The following is a 14,935-nucleotide window of genomic DNA, read 5'->3' on the forward strand; positions in this document are numbered from 1 at the left end:
CGCCGTGACGGCTCCCGGCGTCCGGGGCAGAGATGTGCCCACGACGCGCAGGTCAGGCAAGGCACAACCCGCTCAGGTGAGTCGCAGCAGGCACAGCCCCACTTGGACTCAGTCCTTCGGCGGTGGTCCTGCGACCAGGGCGAGCGCCTCCTCGTAGGCTCCGCCGAAATCGATCCGCGTCACGTCGCTCGCATCGATCGGACGCACCTTGCGGTGCCACTGGGCTTGCTGATCGACTTCGAGAAGGCGGAGCGTGTCCGCGTCGACCGAGACGACCGCCCCGATGTAGCAGATGTCGGGTCGGTCGAGCTCCACGAAGATCGAGGTCATCGGGGCCATGGCGGCAGAGGTGGCCACGGCGCTTCGGAAGTCGTCGAGCTCGACGTCCGTCGACGGGGGCGGCCACTCCGAGCGAGCCCGCAGCGCCTTCACCGTGAAGGAGTCCGGGTCAGGATCGACGGTGACCGCCTGGATGTCCTCCAGCCGCAGCAGCGTCCAGCCGTCGAACCTCACACTGCCGTCCACCTCTGCGAGGGCCACCCACCGAGCACCGATGCCCACCACGAACCCTTCGACACGGTCCGCACGGCGGATCCAGCGCCGGACTCCCACCATGAGCCGGTCATCCTTCGCTCGCTCCAGCCGGGCGCGAACGACTGAGCTGTCGATGGGCGGCGTCGACTTCTTCCCGGGCACGAGGCTCAGGATGCCGCACCGCGGGCCGGTCGTCTGCATCGTCGATCGCGGCCGGGCATCATGGACTCATGACGACGCAGCTCTGGATCACCGGCGACCCCGACACCGACGCGTTGCTGCGCGACGACCCGTTCGCCCTCCTGATCGGCATGCTCCTCGACCAGCAGTACCCGATGGAGCACGCGTTCGCGGGCCCGCGCAAGATCCGCGACCGGATCGGCACGCTGGACCCGCAGGTGATCGCGGACGCCGACCCGGACGAGTTCGTGACGATGGCGACCACTCCCCCGGCGATCCACCGGTACGGCCGGTCGATGGCGGGGCGGGTGCAGGCGGTGGCGCGCGCCGTCGTCGACGACTACGACGGCGACGTGACGCGGATCTGGACCGCGCCCGGCGCGACGGGCGACGCGCCGACGGGTGCGGAGGTGCTGAAGCGGCTCAACGCCCTGCCGGGTTTCGGCGCGCAGAAGGCGCAGATCTTCCTGGCGCTGCTCGGCAAGCAGCGGGGCGTGGAGCCGACGGGCTGGCGGGAAGCGGCGGGACACTACGGCGACGAGGGCTCACGGCGGTCCATCGCGGACGTCACGAGCGCCGAGTCGCTGGCCGAGGTGCGCGAGTTCAAGAAGTCCGCGAAGGCGGCGGCCAAGGCCGCGCAGGCGACGAAGGCACGCTCGTGAACGCGAACCCGACGGAGCGTCCCGAGCACGCCCAGGGCGGCACGTACACGGTCGAGGGCCAGGAGTACGTGCGCGACCAGCGGTACATCACCACCCGCATCACCGCGGACGGCTCCGACGGCTACCCGGTGGAGGAGGGCCGGTATCGGCTGGTCGCGGCCCGTGCCTGCCCGTGGGCGAACCGCGCGATCATCGTGCGGCGCCTGCTCGGCCTGGAGGACGCGCTCAGCATCGGCCTGGCCGGGCCGACGCACGACGAGCGGAGCTGGACGTTCGACCTCGACCCCGGCGGGAAGGACCCGGTGCTCGGCATCGAGCGGATCCAGGAGGCGTACTTCCGGCGCGACCCCGACTACCCGCGCGGCATCACCGTGCCCGCGATCGTCGACACCCACGACGGCGCCGTCGTGACCAACGACTTCGCGCAGATGACGCTCGATCTGTCGACGCAGTGGACCGCCCACCAGCGCCCCGGCGCGCCCCGGCTGCTGCCCGACGACCCCGACCAGCGCGCCGAGATGGACGCCGTCATGCGGCGTGTCTTCACCGAGGTCAACAACGGGGTGTACCGGTGCGGCTTCGCCGGGTCGCAGGAGGCGTACGACGCCGCGTACGTGCGGCTGTTCGACGCCCTCGACTGGCTGGAGGAGCGCCTCGCGGACCGCCGCTTCCTCATGGGGCCCGCGGTCACCGAGGCCGACGTGCGCCTCTTCACCACGCTCGTGAGGTTCGACGCCGTCTACCACGGCCACTTCAAGTGCAACCGGAACAAGCTCACCGAGATGCCGGTGCTGTGGGCGTACGCCCGCGACCTGTTCCAGCTGCCCGGGTTCGGCGACACCGTCGACTTCGCACAGATCAAGGAGCACTACTACGTGGTGCACCGCGACATCAACCCCACCGGGATCATGCCCGCGGGGCCCGACCTGTCCGGCTGGACGACCCCGCACGGGCGCGAGTCGCTCGGCGGCGACCCCTGGGGCGGCGGCACCCCGCCCGGCCCCGTGCGCGACGGCGAGCAGGTCGACCCCGACCACACGCCGCTGCGCTGATGCTGGAGCTCGCCACCGGCGCAGGCCTGGCGCTGGCAGCCGGGCTCAACGCCTGGATCCCGCTGCTGGCCCTCGGCCTGCTGTCCCGGTACACCGACCTGCTCGCCCTGCCGCCGGGCTGGTCGTGGCTGGAGAACGGGTGGGTGCTCGTCGTGCTCGGCGTGCTGCTCCTGCTGGAGGTCGTGGGCGACAAGGTGCCCCTCGTCGACTCGGTCAACGACGTCGTGCAGACGGTCGTGCGGCCCGGGGCGGGCGGGATCGCGTTCGGTGCCGGCGCGACGTCGGAGACGGCCCGCGTCGAGGACCCCGGCACGTTCCTCGAGTCCGGCGCCTGGGTGCCCGTGCTGCTCGGCATCGTGCTGGCGCTCGCGGTGCACCTCGCCAAGGCGGGCGTGCGCGCCACGGCGAACGCCGCCACCGGTGGGATCGCGGCCCCGGTGCTGTCGACCGCGGAGGACGGCGCGTCCGTGGGCCTGAGCCTCGCCGCGGTCCTCGTGCCGCTGCTCGTCGTCCCGGTGCTCGTCGGGCTGGGCGTCGTGGTGTGGCGGCTGCTCCGCCGACGACGACGCACCGGCCTCCCCGACGACGGGCCGCCCGACACGGCGCCCGGCCCGCCGGCGCTTCCGCCGGCGGTGCCGCCCGCCGGACCGCACGGCCGTTAGGCTCGGTCCCCATGGACGCCCTGCTGCCCCTCGGACCCGCCCCGCGCCCCACCACCGACGACGACCTCGCCGCCCGGCTGGGCGACACCCTCGTCACGCTGGCCGCCGGTCGGGCCCAGGGCCTCGACGCCGCGAAGATCGTGCCGGTGCTCGACGGCGCCGACCTCGCCTCGCTCGACGTCGACCTCACCGGTGTCGCCGTCGGTCTGCCCACCGGGCAGCAGGCCGCCGTCGAGCACTGGCGACCCACCGTCGCGGCCCGCGAGGACGCCACCCTGCGCACGCTGCGGATCGACGCGCACCCGCTGACCGCCGTCGACCTCCCCGTGGACGTCACGGCCGAGCTCGCCGGCGTCCGGTTCGCCTGGGTGTCGACCGACGACGGCCAGGTCGGCGCCGAGCTCGTCGAGCCCACCACCGACGCCCCCGTCACCGGCAGCGCCCGGGTCGCGGTCTCCCGCGCGGGCCTCGCCGGCACCGTCCAGGGGATGCTCGCCGTCGCGCTGCAGTCGAACGGCATCCAGCTCACCTCGTTCGACCTCGACGTCACCCAGTCCGGTCCCCGCGGCGCGGCCCTCAAGGCGTCCGCCGGGATCCGCAAGGGCATGTTCCTGTCGGCCACCATCACCGCCACCGCCTCGGCCGCCGTCGACGACACCATGGTGCTCACCGTCGGCGACGTCCAGCTCTCCAGCGGCAACCCCCTCGTCGGTGCCATGCTCGGCGCGTTCCGCGGCAAGATCGAGGCGGCCGCCGGCCAGCGCATCGACCTGGCCGCCTCCCTCCCGCCGGGCGTCCACCTCACCGACGTCACCCTCGACGTCGGTGACGACGTCGTCATCGCCGCCCGCCTCGGCTGACGAGTCAGCGCTCGTCGGCGCGAGTCAGCGCACGTCGACGCGAGTCAGCGCAGGTCCCGGCCGGTCAGCGCAGCCCAGCACGAGTCAGCGCGAAGGTGCCGCGAGTCAGCGCACGAAGGCGCGAGTCAGCGCTCGTCCGAAGCTCCCGACGCGGCGCGTGACGTGAAAGGACGTCGGGGGATGCCGCGCGTCGTCGTCGATCCCGGAGTGGAGCGCCCCCTGGGGCGCGTGAACGCGACGACGCGCGGCATCCCCCGACGTACGGACCCGACGGTGTGCGCTGACTCGCGCCGAGGAGCGCTGACTCGCGGCAGTCCACGCTGACTCGGCCGAATCTGCGCTGACTCGCGCCCACGCCGTCAGGCGAGGACGAAGCACAGGCAGGCGGCGGCACCGGCCGCGGTGCGGACGTGGTTCCAGCGGAGCCACGGGCCGACGAACCGCTCCCACTCGGCGGCCGGGTCGGTCGCGGCGTCGAGCCGCTGGTTGAGGGGCACGTTGCGCAGGCCGGTGACGCCGAGGACGCCGACGACGGCGAGCACGGCACCGGCGACGGCCCAGGGTGCGCCGTCCCCGCCGGTCACCGGTCCGGCCACGGCCGCCGCGACGGGCACCACGAGGGTCGCGACGAGCAGCACGCCCAGCGGCGGGCGCACCGCCGTGACGTTGATGGACCGCATGGCGGCGGCCGCGGCGTCGGGCGGGAGCCGGCGCAGACCGGCCATGACGAACGCCGAGAACGCGTACAGGACGCCGCCGGCGAGGCCGGTGACGACAGCGGCCGCGACGGCGAGGGCCGCGTAGGCGCTCATGACCCCACCCGTCCCGGCCCGGGCACGAGCTGGGCGCCGGGCGCCCAGACGGCGGCGTCGCGGACGGCGTACTCGCGGAAGTCCGTCGCGCCGCGGCCGATCGCGGCGCGGACGCCGTCGGTGGTGCGGGAGCCGCGACCGTCGAGCACCTCGGTGAAGAGGTAGCGCAGGAGGTCGACGACGTCGCCCGGCAGCCCGAGATCGGCCAGCGCGGTGGTGAACTCGTCCAGCGTGATCGGCACGAACGTCAGGTCGCGCCGGGAGGCGGCCGCGAGCTCCGCGACCGCGGCCGCGAAGGTGAGGGAGCGCGGGCCGGTGAGCTCGTGGACGGCGCCGGCGTGCCCGTCGCGGGTGAGCGCGGCGACGGCGACCTCGGCGACGTCCTCCAGGTCGACGAAGGGCTCGGTGAGCTCCCCGACGGGCAGGGCGAGGGTGCCCTCGAGGAGGGGGTCGAGCAGGAAGCTCTCGGAGAAGTTCTGCGCGAAGAAGGCGCACCGCAGGACGGTCCGGTCGGGGAAGGCGTCGGCGACGAGCTGTTCGGCGCGCTGCGCCTCGGTCTCCCCGCGACCGGTGAGGAGCACGAGCCGACGCACGCCGAGGTCGTGGGCGAGGCGAGCGAGGCGGGTGACGGTCTCGGGTGCGCCGGGGATCGCCAGGTCGGGCGCGTAGGCGACGTAGACGGCGGAGGCACCGTCGAGCAGGGGCGGCCAGGTGGACTCGTCGTCCCAGTCGAAGCGTGGTGTGCCGGTGCGGCTCGCCCGCCGCACCGGGACGCCGAGGGCGTCGAGGCGGTCGGCGACGCGCCGTCCGGACCTGCCGGTGGCGCCGAGGACGGTGACGGTGCCGCGGCCTGTGACGACGCCGTCGTGGACGGACCGGGTGGACGGGGTGGACCGGGTGGACTGGGTGGACATCGTGACCTCCGAGGTCGGGGTGGGTTGGCCCTCCGATTCCACGCCGCCGGGGCGAGACGATCCATCGTCGTGGCGCTCCGATCCATGCGCGAGCGTCTCCCGCGACCGGATCCCGGCCTACGCTGGTGCGCATGGACGTCGTCGCCGGACTCCTCGACGGACCCCGCGCCAGGGGCGCGTTCCTGCTGCGCAGCCACCTGTCCGCCCCGTGGGGGATGCGGGTCGAGGACGAGTCGCCGCTGACGATCGTCCCGGTGCTGCGCGGGTCCGGGTGGGTCGGCACGGTCGGGGGCCCCGGCGGTCCGGTGGACGCACCGACCGATGCGGGCGTGCTGCTCGAGGCAGGCGACGTCGTGCTGCTGCGCGGCCCGCAGCACTACCAGGTCGCGGACTCCCCCACGACGCGACCGACCGTCGTCGTCGGCCCGCACCCGGAGGACTGCCGGGCGATCGACGGCGGCCCCTCGCCGATGACGGTGTTCGGGGTGCGCAGCTGGGGCAACGACCCCGGCGGCGAGACCGTGTTCGTCACGGGCACCTACCCGCTCGACGGGGCGGTCGGGCGACGCATCCTGCGGGTGCTGCCGCACCGGGTGGTGCTGCGCCGCGGCGACGTCGACCCGACGCTGGTGGACCTGCTGGCCCGCGAGGTCGTGCAGGACCTGCCCGGCCAGGAGGCGGTGCTCGACCGGCTGCTGGACCTGCTGCTCATCACCTGCCTGCGCACCTGGCTCGACCGCCCGGACGCCCCCGGCTGGTACCGCGCGGACGCCGACCCCGCCGTCGGGGCCGCGCTGCGGCACATCCATCACGACCCGGCGCGGGCCTGGACGGTCGACTCCCTGGCCCGCGAGGTGGGGTTGTCCCGGGCGGCGTTCGCCCGCCGGTTCACGACGCTCGTCGGCGAGCCGCCGATGACCTACCTGACCGGGTGGCGGCTCGACCTCGCCGCGGACCTGCTGCTGGCGGACGACGACGCCACCCTGGCGTCCGTCGCCCGCCAGGTCGGGTACGCGACGCCGTTCGCGCTGTCGGCGGCGTTCAAGCGGGTGCGCGGCGTGAGCCCGGCCACGCACCGGCGACGGGCCGCCTGACCGGCGTCAGCGCACCTCGGCGCGCACCCAGGACTGATACCCCGGCCCCGCGGCCTTGACGAGGGTGCGCAGCACCTCGGGCACGTCGTAGGGGTGGCGCACCACGATCCACTCCTCGAGGTCCGGTGCGCGCCCCGCCGTGGTCTTGAAGGTCACGCGCACCTCCGTGGTGGTGACGACGGCGCCGTCCCACCAGTAGGTGCTGGTGCTCGGGGCGTCCACCTGTGCGCAGGCGGCGAGCCGTTTGCCCACCGCCTCGGCGGCGAGCTCTTGCGCGGCCTCGACGGTGTCGACCGTCGTGGCGACGAGGGCGAGGGGCTCGCGGGCGTTCGGCAGGTCGATGGCCATGCCCAGCAGCGTCGCAGCACCGGCCGGGTCGCGCCAACCGGTCGGCGGTGAAGGTGTGCCACCGGGGTCGTGACGGTCCTGCGACGGTCAGAGGGTGACGGTGGTCCCGACCAGCACGAGCTCCGCGGAGTGCGACCCGGCGACCCCGACGTCCGCGGGCCGCTCGACGAACCCGGGCAGCCTGTCCAGCCCGCCGCCGGCGGCGACGACCCGCAGCGCGACGTCCTCGCCGGCGGGCACGGTGACGACGACCTGGAAGCCGTCGGCCCCGGGAGCGTAGTAGCGGGTGTCGAGGTGGCCGTCGACGCCGACGGGGATCTCGCGCCCTGCGACGCTCGCGGCCCGGACGACGCCTGGCGCCATCTCGCCGCCGCTGACGTCGACGTAGCGCAGGGCTCCCGCGGTGCCGAGCGCGCCGTCGCCGGGGCGCACCTGCAGGGTCACGGTGCGGCCGTCGCCGGCGGTGACGTCGTCGAGCACCTCGACGGTCGGCACCGGCAGGTCCGCGACCTCGGCGGGCCCGGCCCAGACGTCGTCGTGCAGCGGCGGGAACTGCGGCGACAGCGCCTGGGTCCCGTCGACGTACTGCGCGGTCCAGTCGCTGGGCGTGACCTCGTCGGACACCCACCACGCCTCGCCGGTGTCGGCGTCGAGCGCATAGCCGAGCGCGGTGGGGCGTGGGTGCTCGGCGTCGAACGAGTCGACGGCGAACCCGGTGACGAGGGCCCCGACGGCGACGGCGCCGCACGCGGCGACCGTCCAGCGGCCGGGGCGACCGGTCGGCAGGACGACGGCGAGCACCGGCACGAGCGCCAGCCCGAGCAGGGCGGCGACCACGGCGGGCGCGGCACCGGTGGCGAGGCCGAGCGCGGGGAAGAACAGCAGCACGATCGGCGCGAGCACGACGACGCCGACGCCGGCACCGAGGGTCACCGCGACCCTGCGCCCGACCGGTCCACGGCCGAGCGCGACGAGCCCGGCGACCGCGCCGGCGAGGGCGGGCAGCGCCGCGAGGTACGAACCCCCCGGGGTGAGCGCGGCGAGCACGACGCCCAGCACGGCGAGCCAGCCGAGGGCACCCACGACGAGCGCCGGGGCGCCGAGCCACCGGCGCAGCCCGACGAACCACCCGGTCACGACCAGGGCGACGATGCCGAGCAGCGCCGCACGGAAGCCCCACGGCTGCCACGGGTCGAGCAGCTCGGCGTACCCGGGACGCACCGCGACCAGGGCGGCCCACAGCCCCGTGGCACCGAGGACCGCACCGGCGAGGGGCAGCAGCCCGGAGAGGAAGCCGAGGGCGAGGCGGCCGGGCCCGGCGACGCGGGTGCCGTCGTCGGACCGGTGTCGTGCGACGGCGACGGCCAGGGCGACGACGGCCCCGAGCGCGGCGAGCGCCAGCGGCCACACGAACCCGCCGGGGTAGGTGACGAGCAGCCGGCCCGGCAGCGGGAAGTACGTCGCGTCGGCGGCGGACGGCGCGGCGAGCGCGGTGAGGTCGGCGTCCCCGAGCGTGCGGGTCAGCGCCAGCGCGTTGGAGCCGTGGTGCTGCAGGCTCGCCAGGGACATGCGCTCCGGGGTGTCCTGCGGCGAGTGGTAGGCGGCCGAGCCGTCGATGTAGGCGGTGTTGAGCCCGGTGAAGCGGCCCTCCGGGTCGCCGAGGAACGGCGAGAAGTCCGTGTCGTTCGGCAGGGCCCGGTAGACCTCGACGGCGAGCGAGCTGCCCACCGGGTAGGGCACGTCGGCGTACGCGGACACGAGGTCGGCGTTGCCGTCGGAGGTCTCGAACATGATGGCCGGGCCGGACGAGCCCCGCGCCTCGAAGTTGAGCACGACGCCGCCGGCGGCCGCCCGCGGGTCGGCGTCGACGAACGCCTCGGCCCCGCACAGGCACGCCTCCTCGGCGTCGGTGAGGGCCAGGACGACGTCGTTGCGCAGCGCCGGGCCCTCGCGCAGCGCGCGGACGGTCTCCAGGATCGTGGCGAGACCGGCACCGTCGTCGTTGCCGCCGTACGACACCTCGGCGGAGTCGTAGTGCGCGACGAGGAACAGCGGCGACGTCGGGTCGGTGCCCGGCAGCGTGGCGACGACGTTCTGCGTGGCGGCCACCCGGCTCTGCTCCCCCAGCCCGCCGAACATGCCGGTGCCGCCGACGACCTCCGGCTCCAGGCCCAGCGCGGTGAGCCGGTCGAGGAGGTAGGCGCGCACGTCGTCGTTCGCGGCGGTGCCGTGCGGGTGCACCTGCGCGCCGACGGCCTCGACGACGTCGAAGGCCCGGGTCGCGGAGAACTCGTCGGCGGGCGCGTCGGCGCCGCGCGGGGAGGGCGGGAGCACCGTCCACACCGACAGCGCGGCGAGGACGAGCAGGAAGACGGTGCACGCGAGCGTCGTCGCCCGCGTCCGGGTGATGGTCACGGCGCGCACCGTACGCCCGGGGGCACGTCGTGGCCCAATCGTGACCGGGCGGCGGTAGGTTCGCTCTCGTGCCGCGCCTGATCGTCCGTCCGCCCTCGCCCGCCCTCGCCGACGGCGAGCTGACGCACCTCGACCGGGTCCCGGTGGACGCCGCGCTGGCGACGGCGCAGTGGACGGCCTACGTCGGCGTGTTCCGCGAGCGCGGATGGGACGTCCACGAGCTGCCGCGCGCCGACGAGCACCCGGACGGGGTGTTCGTCGAGGACGCCGTCGTCGTCTTCGACGACCTGGCGGTGCTCACCCGGCCGGGAGCGGCGTCGCGGCGCGGCGAGCAGGCCACGGTCGCGCCCGCGCTCGACGGTCTCGGGCTGACGGTGGCCCGCCTGGGGCAGGGCTCCCTCGACGGCGGCGACGTGCTGAAGATCGGGCGCACCGTGTACGTCGGCCGCGGCGGCCGGACCGACGACGCCGGGATCGCCGCGCTGCGCACCCTGCTCGCCCCTCGGGGGCTGACGGTCGTCAGCGTGCCGGTGACCCGGGTGCTGCACCTCAAGAGCGCGGTGACGGCCCTGCCGGACGGGACCGTCGTCGGCCACCTGCCGCTCGTCGACGCCCCGGCGACGTTCCCCGCCTTCCTGCCGGTGCCCGAGCCGGAGGGCAACGCCGTGGTGGTCCTCGACGAGGGCACCGTGCTGATGTCGGCGTCCGCGCCCCGGACCGCCGCCCTGTTCCGGGATCGGGGCCTGGAGGTCGTCACGACGCCCGTCACCGAGCTGGAGAAGCTCGAGGGCTGCGTCACCTGCCTGTCCGTCCGCGTGCGCTGAGCGGTGACCCCCGGAGTAGACTGTGCCCGGCCCCACCCGGCGCTCGGCACACCGGCCGTCGCCCGACCACGAAGGAGGTACGCGCATGACCCGCAGCGAACCTCCCAGTAGTCCGAGCCGCGACTGAGCCGGTTCCACACCGCCGTCCCGGCACGGGGCGGTGACGCCGCCGTCCCCGAGCGCACCCGTCGGCACCCCCAGTCGCGGATACCAGCACGCAGACCACCGATCCTGCACGCCTGGGAGTCCTCATGGCCTTCAGCTCCAACCGTTCGGTCCGTACCCGTCAGATGCTGGGCGCGCTGCGCCCGCGTCGCCCCGGGGTGAACGACCCCGCCACGGACCCGACGCCCCCCACCCCGATCCGTCCCCGTTCCGCGATCGTCGCGGCCACCGTCTACGACGACGAGGGCCACCGCACGGCGGGCTTCACGCGCCTGGCCGACACGTTCCGCGCGCTGCGCTCGTCCCCCGGCGGGATGGCGTGGATCGGGCTGGAGCGGCCCGACGAGCACGAGCTCGCGGCGCTCGCCCGCGAGTTCGACCTGCACCCGCTCGCCGTCGAGGACGCCATCCAGGCCCACCAGCGGCCGAAGATCGAGCGCTACGGCGAGACGCTGTTCGTCGTGCTGCACGCGGCGCGCTACCTGGACTCGATCGAGGAGGTCGAGTTCTCCGAGCTGCACGTGTTCATCGGCCCCGACTTCGTCGTGACGGTCCGCCACGGCGACTCCCCCGACCTGGCCACCGTGCGCGCCCGCCTGGAGTCGACGCCGCAGATGCTGGCCCGCGGTCCCGAAGCCGTGCTCTACGCGATCATGGACCGCATCGTCGACGACTACGCGCCGGTCGTGTCCGGCCTGGACTACGACATCGACCAGATCGAGGGCGAGGTCTTCTCCGGCGACGCGCACGTCTCCCGGCGCATCTACGAGCTGTCCCGCGAGGTCGTCGACTTCCAGCGGGCCGTGCGCCCGCTGCAGAGCGTCTGCCAGTCGCTGGCCAAGGGTGCCGAGAAGTACCGGGTGGACGAGGAGATGCAGACGTACCTGCGCGACGTCGCGGACCACCTCATCGAGGTCGCCGAGTCCGTCGAGACGTTCCGCGCGGCCCTGCGCGACATCCTCACGGTGAACGCGACCCTCGTGGCGCAGCGGCAGAACGAGGAGATGACGCACCTCACCGAGGTGTCGATCAAGCAGGGTGACGAGGTCAAGCGGATCTCCGGCTGGGCGGCCATCCTCTTCGCGCCGACCCTCGTGGGCGCCATCTACGGCATGAACTTCGACACGATGCCGGAGCTGCACTGGGTCTGGGGCTACCCGTTCGCGCTGCTGCTGATGCTCGCCGTCAGCGTCGGGCTGTACGCCGTCTTCCGCTGGAAGAAGTGGATGTAGGTCAGCCGTCGAGCCAGCCGTGCCCCCGGGCGACCTGCTCGACGGCGTGCCGCACGGCGAGCACCTGACGCCCCGTGAGGTCGCCCGCGGCGGTGAGCAGGCGCTCCGTGAGCTCGGCCCGCAGCTCGGCCGCGGACAGCACGTCGGCGAACCCGTCGTGGGGCGGCGGGTTCGCGGCGTCAGCAGGTGTGGAGGTGCCCGTCCCGAGGGCGGCCTGCACGGCGTCCGCCACCGGCGACGACACGAGCGAGGCCCCGAGGGCTCGCGGCCCGCGGTCGCCGTCCTCGTAGTCAATCTCGACCACCGTGCCGACGGCCATGAGGGACTTGTCGAAGTCGAGGTCGTTCACGTGCAGGAACACGTCCTCGTCGAGGCCGTCGGCCGCGACGAACGCGTACCCCTTGGACACGTCGTACCGCACCACGCTGCCACGCACCCGAGCCACCACCTCTAGCCGCACTGCTCCGACAGTCGCAGCATAGACCCGCGCGGCAGCGCGCCGCGGGGCGAGGACGCCGCTAGCCTCGCCCACGTGACGACCATCGCGCACCCGAGCCCGACGGCCGACGTCGCGGCCGACGGCCCGACCGGCCCCGCCGGGCTCGGCCCCACCCTGCGGACCCTGCTCGGCCTGGCCGCGGCGGTGGTGGTGCTCGCCGGCATGAGCGCCGCCGGGGAGGTGCTCGCCCCCCTGCTGCTCGCCGCCGTCATCGTCATCATCTGCCACCCGGTACGGTTCCCGCTCCTGGCCCGCGGCTGGCCGAGCTGGCTCGCCACGACCGCCGTCATCGTCGTGTCGTACCTCATCCTCGCCGCGCTCCTCGCGATGGGCGTCTGGGCGGGGTTCCGGTTCGCGGCGCTCGTGCGCGAGTACGTGCCGCAGCTGACCTCCATGGTGAACGACATCCAGGCGCAGCTCGCCACGCTCGGCCTGGACACCCAGATCGCGGACGCCGTGACGACGTGGCTCCAGCCGTCCAACATCGTGTCGATCGCGGGCACGGTGACCAGCATGGCGCTCGGCATCGGGACCGCGTTCTTCTTCGTGCTCGCCTACGCCGTGTTCATGGCCGCCGACGGCGCCCGGTACGCGACGGCCCGCGCCCGCTTCGGTCGCACGCACGCGGACGCCATCGACCGGTCCGAGCGGTTCAGCTCAGGAGTGCGCCGGTACTACGTCGTCAACGCGTCGTTCGGTGCCGTCGTCGCCGTGGTCGACGGGGTCGCCCTGGCGCTGCTCAACGTCCCGGGTGCCGCCATCTGGGCGATCCTGGCGTTCGTCACCAACTTCGTGCCGAACATCGGGTTCGTGCTCGGGCTCGTGCCGCCGGCCGTCATGGCGCTCGTCGCCGGCGGGTGGCAGCTCTCCCTCGCCGTCGTCGCCGTCTACTGCGTGGTCAACGTCGTGCTCCAGGTGTTCGTCCAGCCGAAGTTCGTCGCCGACGCCGTCTCGCTGTCGCTGACGCTGAGCTTCGTGTCCGTGGTGTTCTGGACGTTCGTCATCGGCCCGCTCGGCGCGATCCTGTCGATCCCGCTGACGCTGCTGGTCCGTGCCCTCGTGCTGGAGGGCGACCCGCGCAACGTGTGGCTGCGCTGGCTGTCGGGCGACGTCGTCACCGAGGACGACGGGCCACCGGCGCCGGCCCCGCCGCCCGCCGCCGACGACGAGCGGGTCCCGGTGGCCGCGTCCGCCCGCCACCTCGGCACGGCGGTCGAGACGGCCGACGACGCACCGGCCGGGCCGGCGCCCGTCGCCGCCGAACCCGGCCCGCCCGCAGGCCCGGTGCCGACGACGGAAGGCCCCGACACCCCGGAGCCGCCGTTGCGCGACCCGTGGGACGACGTGGACTCCCCCGCCGGGCCGTCCGGCTCCTGACTCCCGGCAGCCGCCCGAGGCCGGGCCGCTCGGTCAGAGCTCGTGGCGGACGAACTGCACGATCCGCGCGGCCATCGCCTCCGGGTCCCACGAGTGGTCCGCGCCCGCGACCTCCTCGACGGTGCCGCGCGTCGCGACGTCGGCGACCCGCTCGGCCGCCACGGGCATCTCGGGGAAGGTGGTCGTGCCGTAGGTGGCCAGCACGGGCACGGCGAGCTCGCGCAGGGCCCCCGTCTCGAGCAGCTCGGTGGCACGCACCAGCGCCTGCCCGTCGGCCCGCTGGCTCAGCGCGGCACGGGCCAGCACCTCGAAGTCGGGCGACGCCTTCATCCCCGCCAGCCACTCCGGCGGCATGTCCTTCATGTACTGCTCGGTGGCGCCGACGAGGTCGCCGACGTCGAGACGGCGCTCGAACTCGGCGATCCAGGCGGTGACCTCCTCGAGCGTGCCCGCCAGCGGCGCCTCCCACAGCAGCAGGCCCGCCACCGGCTGCTCGCGATCGGCGGCGGCCAGCGCGATCGCGGCGCCCGACGAGTGCCCCACCAGGACGGCGGGGACGCCGGCCGCATCGATCGCCGCGCCCAGCGCCGACACCTCGCGGTCCAGGTCGAGGACTCCGTCGGCCGGGCTGTCGCCCCGGCCGAGCCGGTCGTAGACGACGGTCGTCAGGCCGTGCGCGGCGACGAGCTCCGCCGTGCGGGTGGTGACCGGGTCCGTCGCGCGGGTCGGTCCGGCACCGGCCACGAAGACGACCCCCGGGCCGTCCCCGTAGCGGTCGAACCCGACCTGGTCACCGGCCACGCTCGTCACGTGCTGCGTCATCACGTCCTCCCTGCGGCGCGGCAGGTCCGCGCCAGAGGTGACGCTAGCCCCCCGCGCCGACATCCGACAGCGGAGCTCATCCGCCGAAGGAGGTGACGCCGTCGGGGTCGTCCGTGCGGCGGGGCCGCAGCGCGGACGGCGCGGGCCACGGGAGCTCGAACCGCTCGACGGGGACGTCGACGGCACCGAAGTCGTCGGTCTGCACCACCACACGCTCCGGGGTGAGCTCGACCAGCCGTACCCGCAGCGCCGCCGCACCGTCCCGCTCGAGCATCCACACCTCGCCGAGCCACGCGAGGCTGACGTCGTCGAGCACCTCCTCCGCGGCGAGCCAGTCGACGGGTCCCGTGAGCTCCTCGCCGAGGAGGGAGACGGCCACCCAGTCGTCCCCGGCGGGCCTGATCCACCCCACGTGCTCCCGGTCGCCCGGGCGCCGGTGCTCGATCCATCCGTCCATGGTCGCGACCCTAGGCCGACCGGCCG

The 14,935-nt window shown here is 74.5% G+C and carries 16 protein-coding genes; 8 read left to right on the plus strand and 8 right to left on the minus strand.

Going from position 1 to position 14,935, the window contains the following annotated elements; all coding sequences use genetic code 11:
• Nucleotides 1-108: 108 nt before the first annotated feature.
• Nucleotides 109-735 carry a hypothetical protein gene (locus I598_RS05520; RefSeq protein ID WP_068201991.1) on the minus strand — a complete coding sequence of 209 codons (627 nt, stop codon included), beginning with the start codon at nt 733-735 and terminating at the stop codon, nt 109-111.
• Between the two features lie 29 nt (nt 736-764).
• Here I598_RS05520 and I598_RS05525 point away from each other — a divergent pair, with 29 nt between their 5' ends.
• From I598_RS05525 to I598_RS05540, 4 genes are read left to right on the plus strand one after another with little or no spacing between them, the layout of a single operon-like run.
• Entirely contained in the window at nt 765-1,376 is a 612-nt protein-coding gene (locus I598_RS05525; protein ID WP_068201993.1) for an HhH-GPD-type base excision DNA repair protein, read from the plus strand.
• Nucleotides 1,373-2,428, plus strand: a complete 1,056-nt coding sequence (locus tag I598_RS05530) for a glutathione S-transferase family protein (RefSeq protein WP_068201995.1) — start codon at nt 1,373-1,375, stop codon at nt 2,426-2,428. The genes I598_RS05525 and I598_RS05530 overlap by 4 nt, the downstream gene beginning before the upstream one ends.
• Nucleotides 2,428-3,090 (plus strand): DUF4126 domain-containing protein, encoded by a 663-nt coding sequence (locus I598_RS05535; protein WP_198155755.1) that lies wholly within the window; start codon nt 2,428-2,430, stop codon nt 3,088-3,090. The genes I598_RS05530 and I598_RS05535 overlap by 1 nt, the downstream gene beginning before the upstream one ends.
• Before the next feature lie 11 nt (nt 3,091-3,101).
• Nucleotides 3,102-3,950: a hypothetical protein gene (locus I598_RS05540; RefSeq protein ID WP_068201996.1), complete on the plus strand. Its 849-nt coding sequence runs from the start codon at nt 3,102-3,104 to the stop codon at nt 3,948-3,950.
• Nucleotides 3,951-4,309: 359 nt separating this feature from the next.
• Here the strand turns inward: I598_RS05540 and I598_RS05545 are convergent, their stop codons facing one another.
• A complete protein-coding gene (locus I598_RS05545; RefSeq protein WP_068201998.1) occupies nt 4,310-4,762 on the minus strand; it encodes an anthrone oxygenase family protein in 453 nt (150 codons plus the stop codon).
• Nucleotides 4,759-5,676 carry an SDR family oxidoreductase gene (locus I598_RS05550; protein ID WP_068202001.1) on the minus strand — a complete coding sequence of 306 codons (918 nt, stop codon included), beginning with the start codon at nt 5,674-5,676 and terminating at the stop codon, nt 4,759-4,761. Before I598_RS05550 ends, I598_RS05545 begins: the two co-directional genes overlap by 4 nt.
• A 131-nt stretch (nt 5,677-5,807) precedes the next feature.
• Between I598_RS05550 and I598_RS05555 the strand changes: the two genes are divergently transcribed.
• The gene (locus I598_RS05555) at nt 5,808-6,770 is read left to right on the plus strand and encodes an AraC family transcriptional regulator (protein ID WP_068202002.1); all 963 of its coding nucleotides are present in this window, start codon (nt 5,808-5,810) and stop codon (nt 6,768-6,770) included.
• A 6-nt stretch (nt 6,771-6,776) separates the two neighbouring features.
• Here the strand turns inward: I598_RS05555 and cutA are convergent, their stop codons facing one another.
• Nucleotides 6,777-7,118, minus strand: a complete 342-nt coding sequence (gene cutA / locus I598_RS05560) for a divalent-cation tolerance protein CutA (RefSeq protein WP_068202004.1) — start codon at nt 7,116-7,118, stop codon at nt 6,777-6,779.
• A gap of 87 nt (nt 7,119-7,205) precedes the next feature.
• On the minus strand, nt 7,206-9,533 hold the full coding sequence (locus I598_RS05565) for a M28 family peptidase (protein WP_198155756.1): 2,328 nt from the start codon (nt 9,531-9,533) through the stop codon (nt 7,206-7,208).
• Between the two features lie 68 nt (nt 9,534-9,601).
• Here I598_RS05565 and ddaH point away from each other — a divergent pair, with 68 nt between their 5' ends.
• Both ddaH and corA read left to right on the plus strand, forming a co-directional pair.
• Nucleotides 9,602-10,357, plus strand: coding sequence for a dimethylargininase (gene ddaH, locus I598_RS05570; protein WP_068202006.1), 756 nt, complete (start codon nt 9,602-9,604; stop codon nt 10,355-10,357).
• Between the two features lie 251 nt (nt 10,358-10,608).
• On the plus strand, nt 10,609-11,754 hold the full coding sequence (gene corA / locus I598_RS05575; protein ID WP_083972912.1) for a magnesium/cobalt transporter CorA: 1,146 nt from the start codon (nt 10,609-10,611) through the stop codon (nt 11,752-11,754).
• A 1-nt stretch (nt 11,755) separates the two neighbouring features.
• Here corA and I598_RS05580 read toward each other — a convergent pair whose 3' ends face one another.
• A complete protein-coding gene (locus I598_RS05580) occupies nt 11,756-12,190 on the minus strand; it encodes a cold-shock protein (protein WP_068202009.1) in 435 nt (144 codons plus the stop codon).
• A 96-nt stretch (nt 12,191-12,286) separates the two neighbouring features.
• Between I598_RS05580 and I598_RS05585 the strand changes: the two genes are divergently transcribed.
• Nucleotides 12,287-13,630 carry an AI-2E family transporter gene (locus tag I598_RS05585; protein WP_068202011.1) on the plus strand — a complete coding sequence of 448 codons (1,344 nt, stop codon included), beginning with the start codon at nt 12,287-12,289 and terminating at the stop codon, nt 13,628-13,630.
• Nucleotides 13,631-13,663: 33 nt separating this feature from the next.
• Here the strand turns inward: I598_RS05585 and I598_RS05590 are convergent, their stop codons facing one another.
• Together I598_RS05590 and I598_RS05595 are read right to left on the minus strand one after the other, a co-directional pair.
• Nucleotides 13,664-14,452, minus strand: coding sequence for an alpha/beta fold hydrolase (locus tag I598_RS05590; RefSeq protein ID WP_068202012.1), 789 nt, complete (start codon nt 14,450-14,452; stop codon nt 13,664-13,666).
• A gap of 76 nt (nt 14,453-14,528) precedes the next feature.
• Complete coding sequence (locus tag I598_RS05595) at nt 14,529-14,909, minus strand: hypothetical protein (protein ID WP_068202014.1); 381 nt, start codon at nt 14,907-14,909, stop codon at nt 14,529-14,531.
• Between the last annotated feature and the right edge of the window lie 26 nt (nt 14,910-14,935).

Source organism: Isoptericola dokdonensis DS-3 (assembly GCF_001636295.1).
GTDB classification, from domain to species: domain Bacteria; phylum Actinomycetota; class Actinomycetes; order Actinomycetales; family Cellulomonadaceae; genus Isoptericola; species Isoptericola dokdonensis.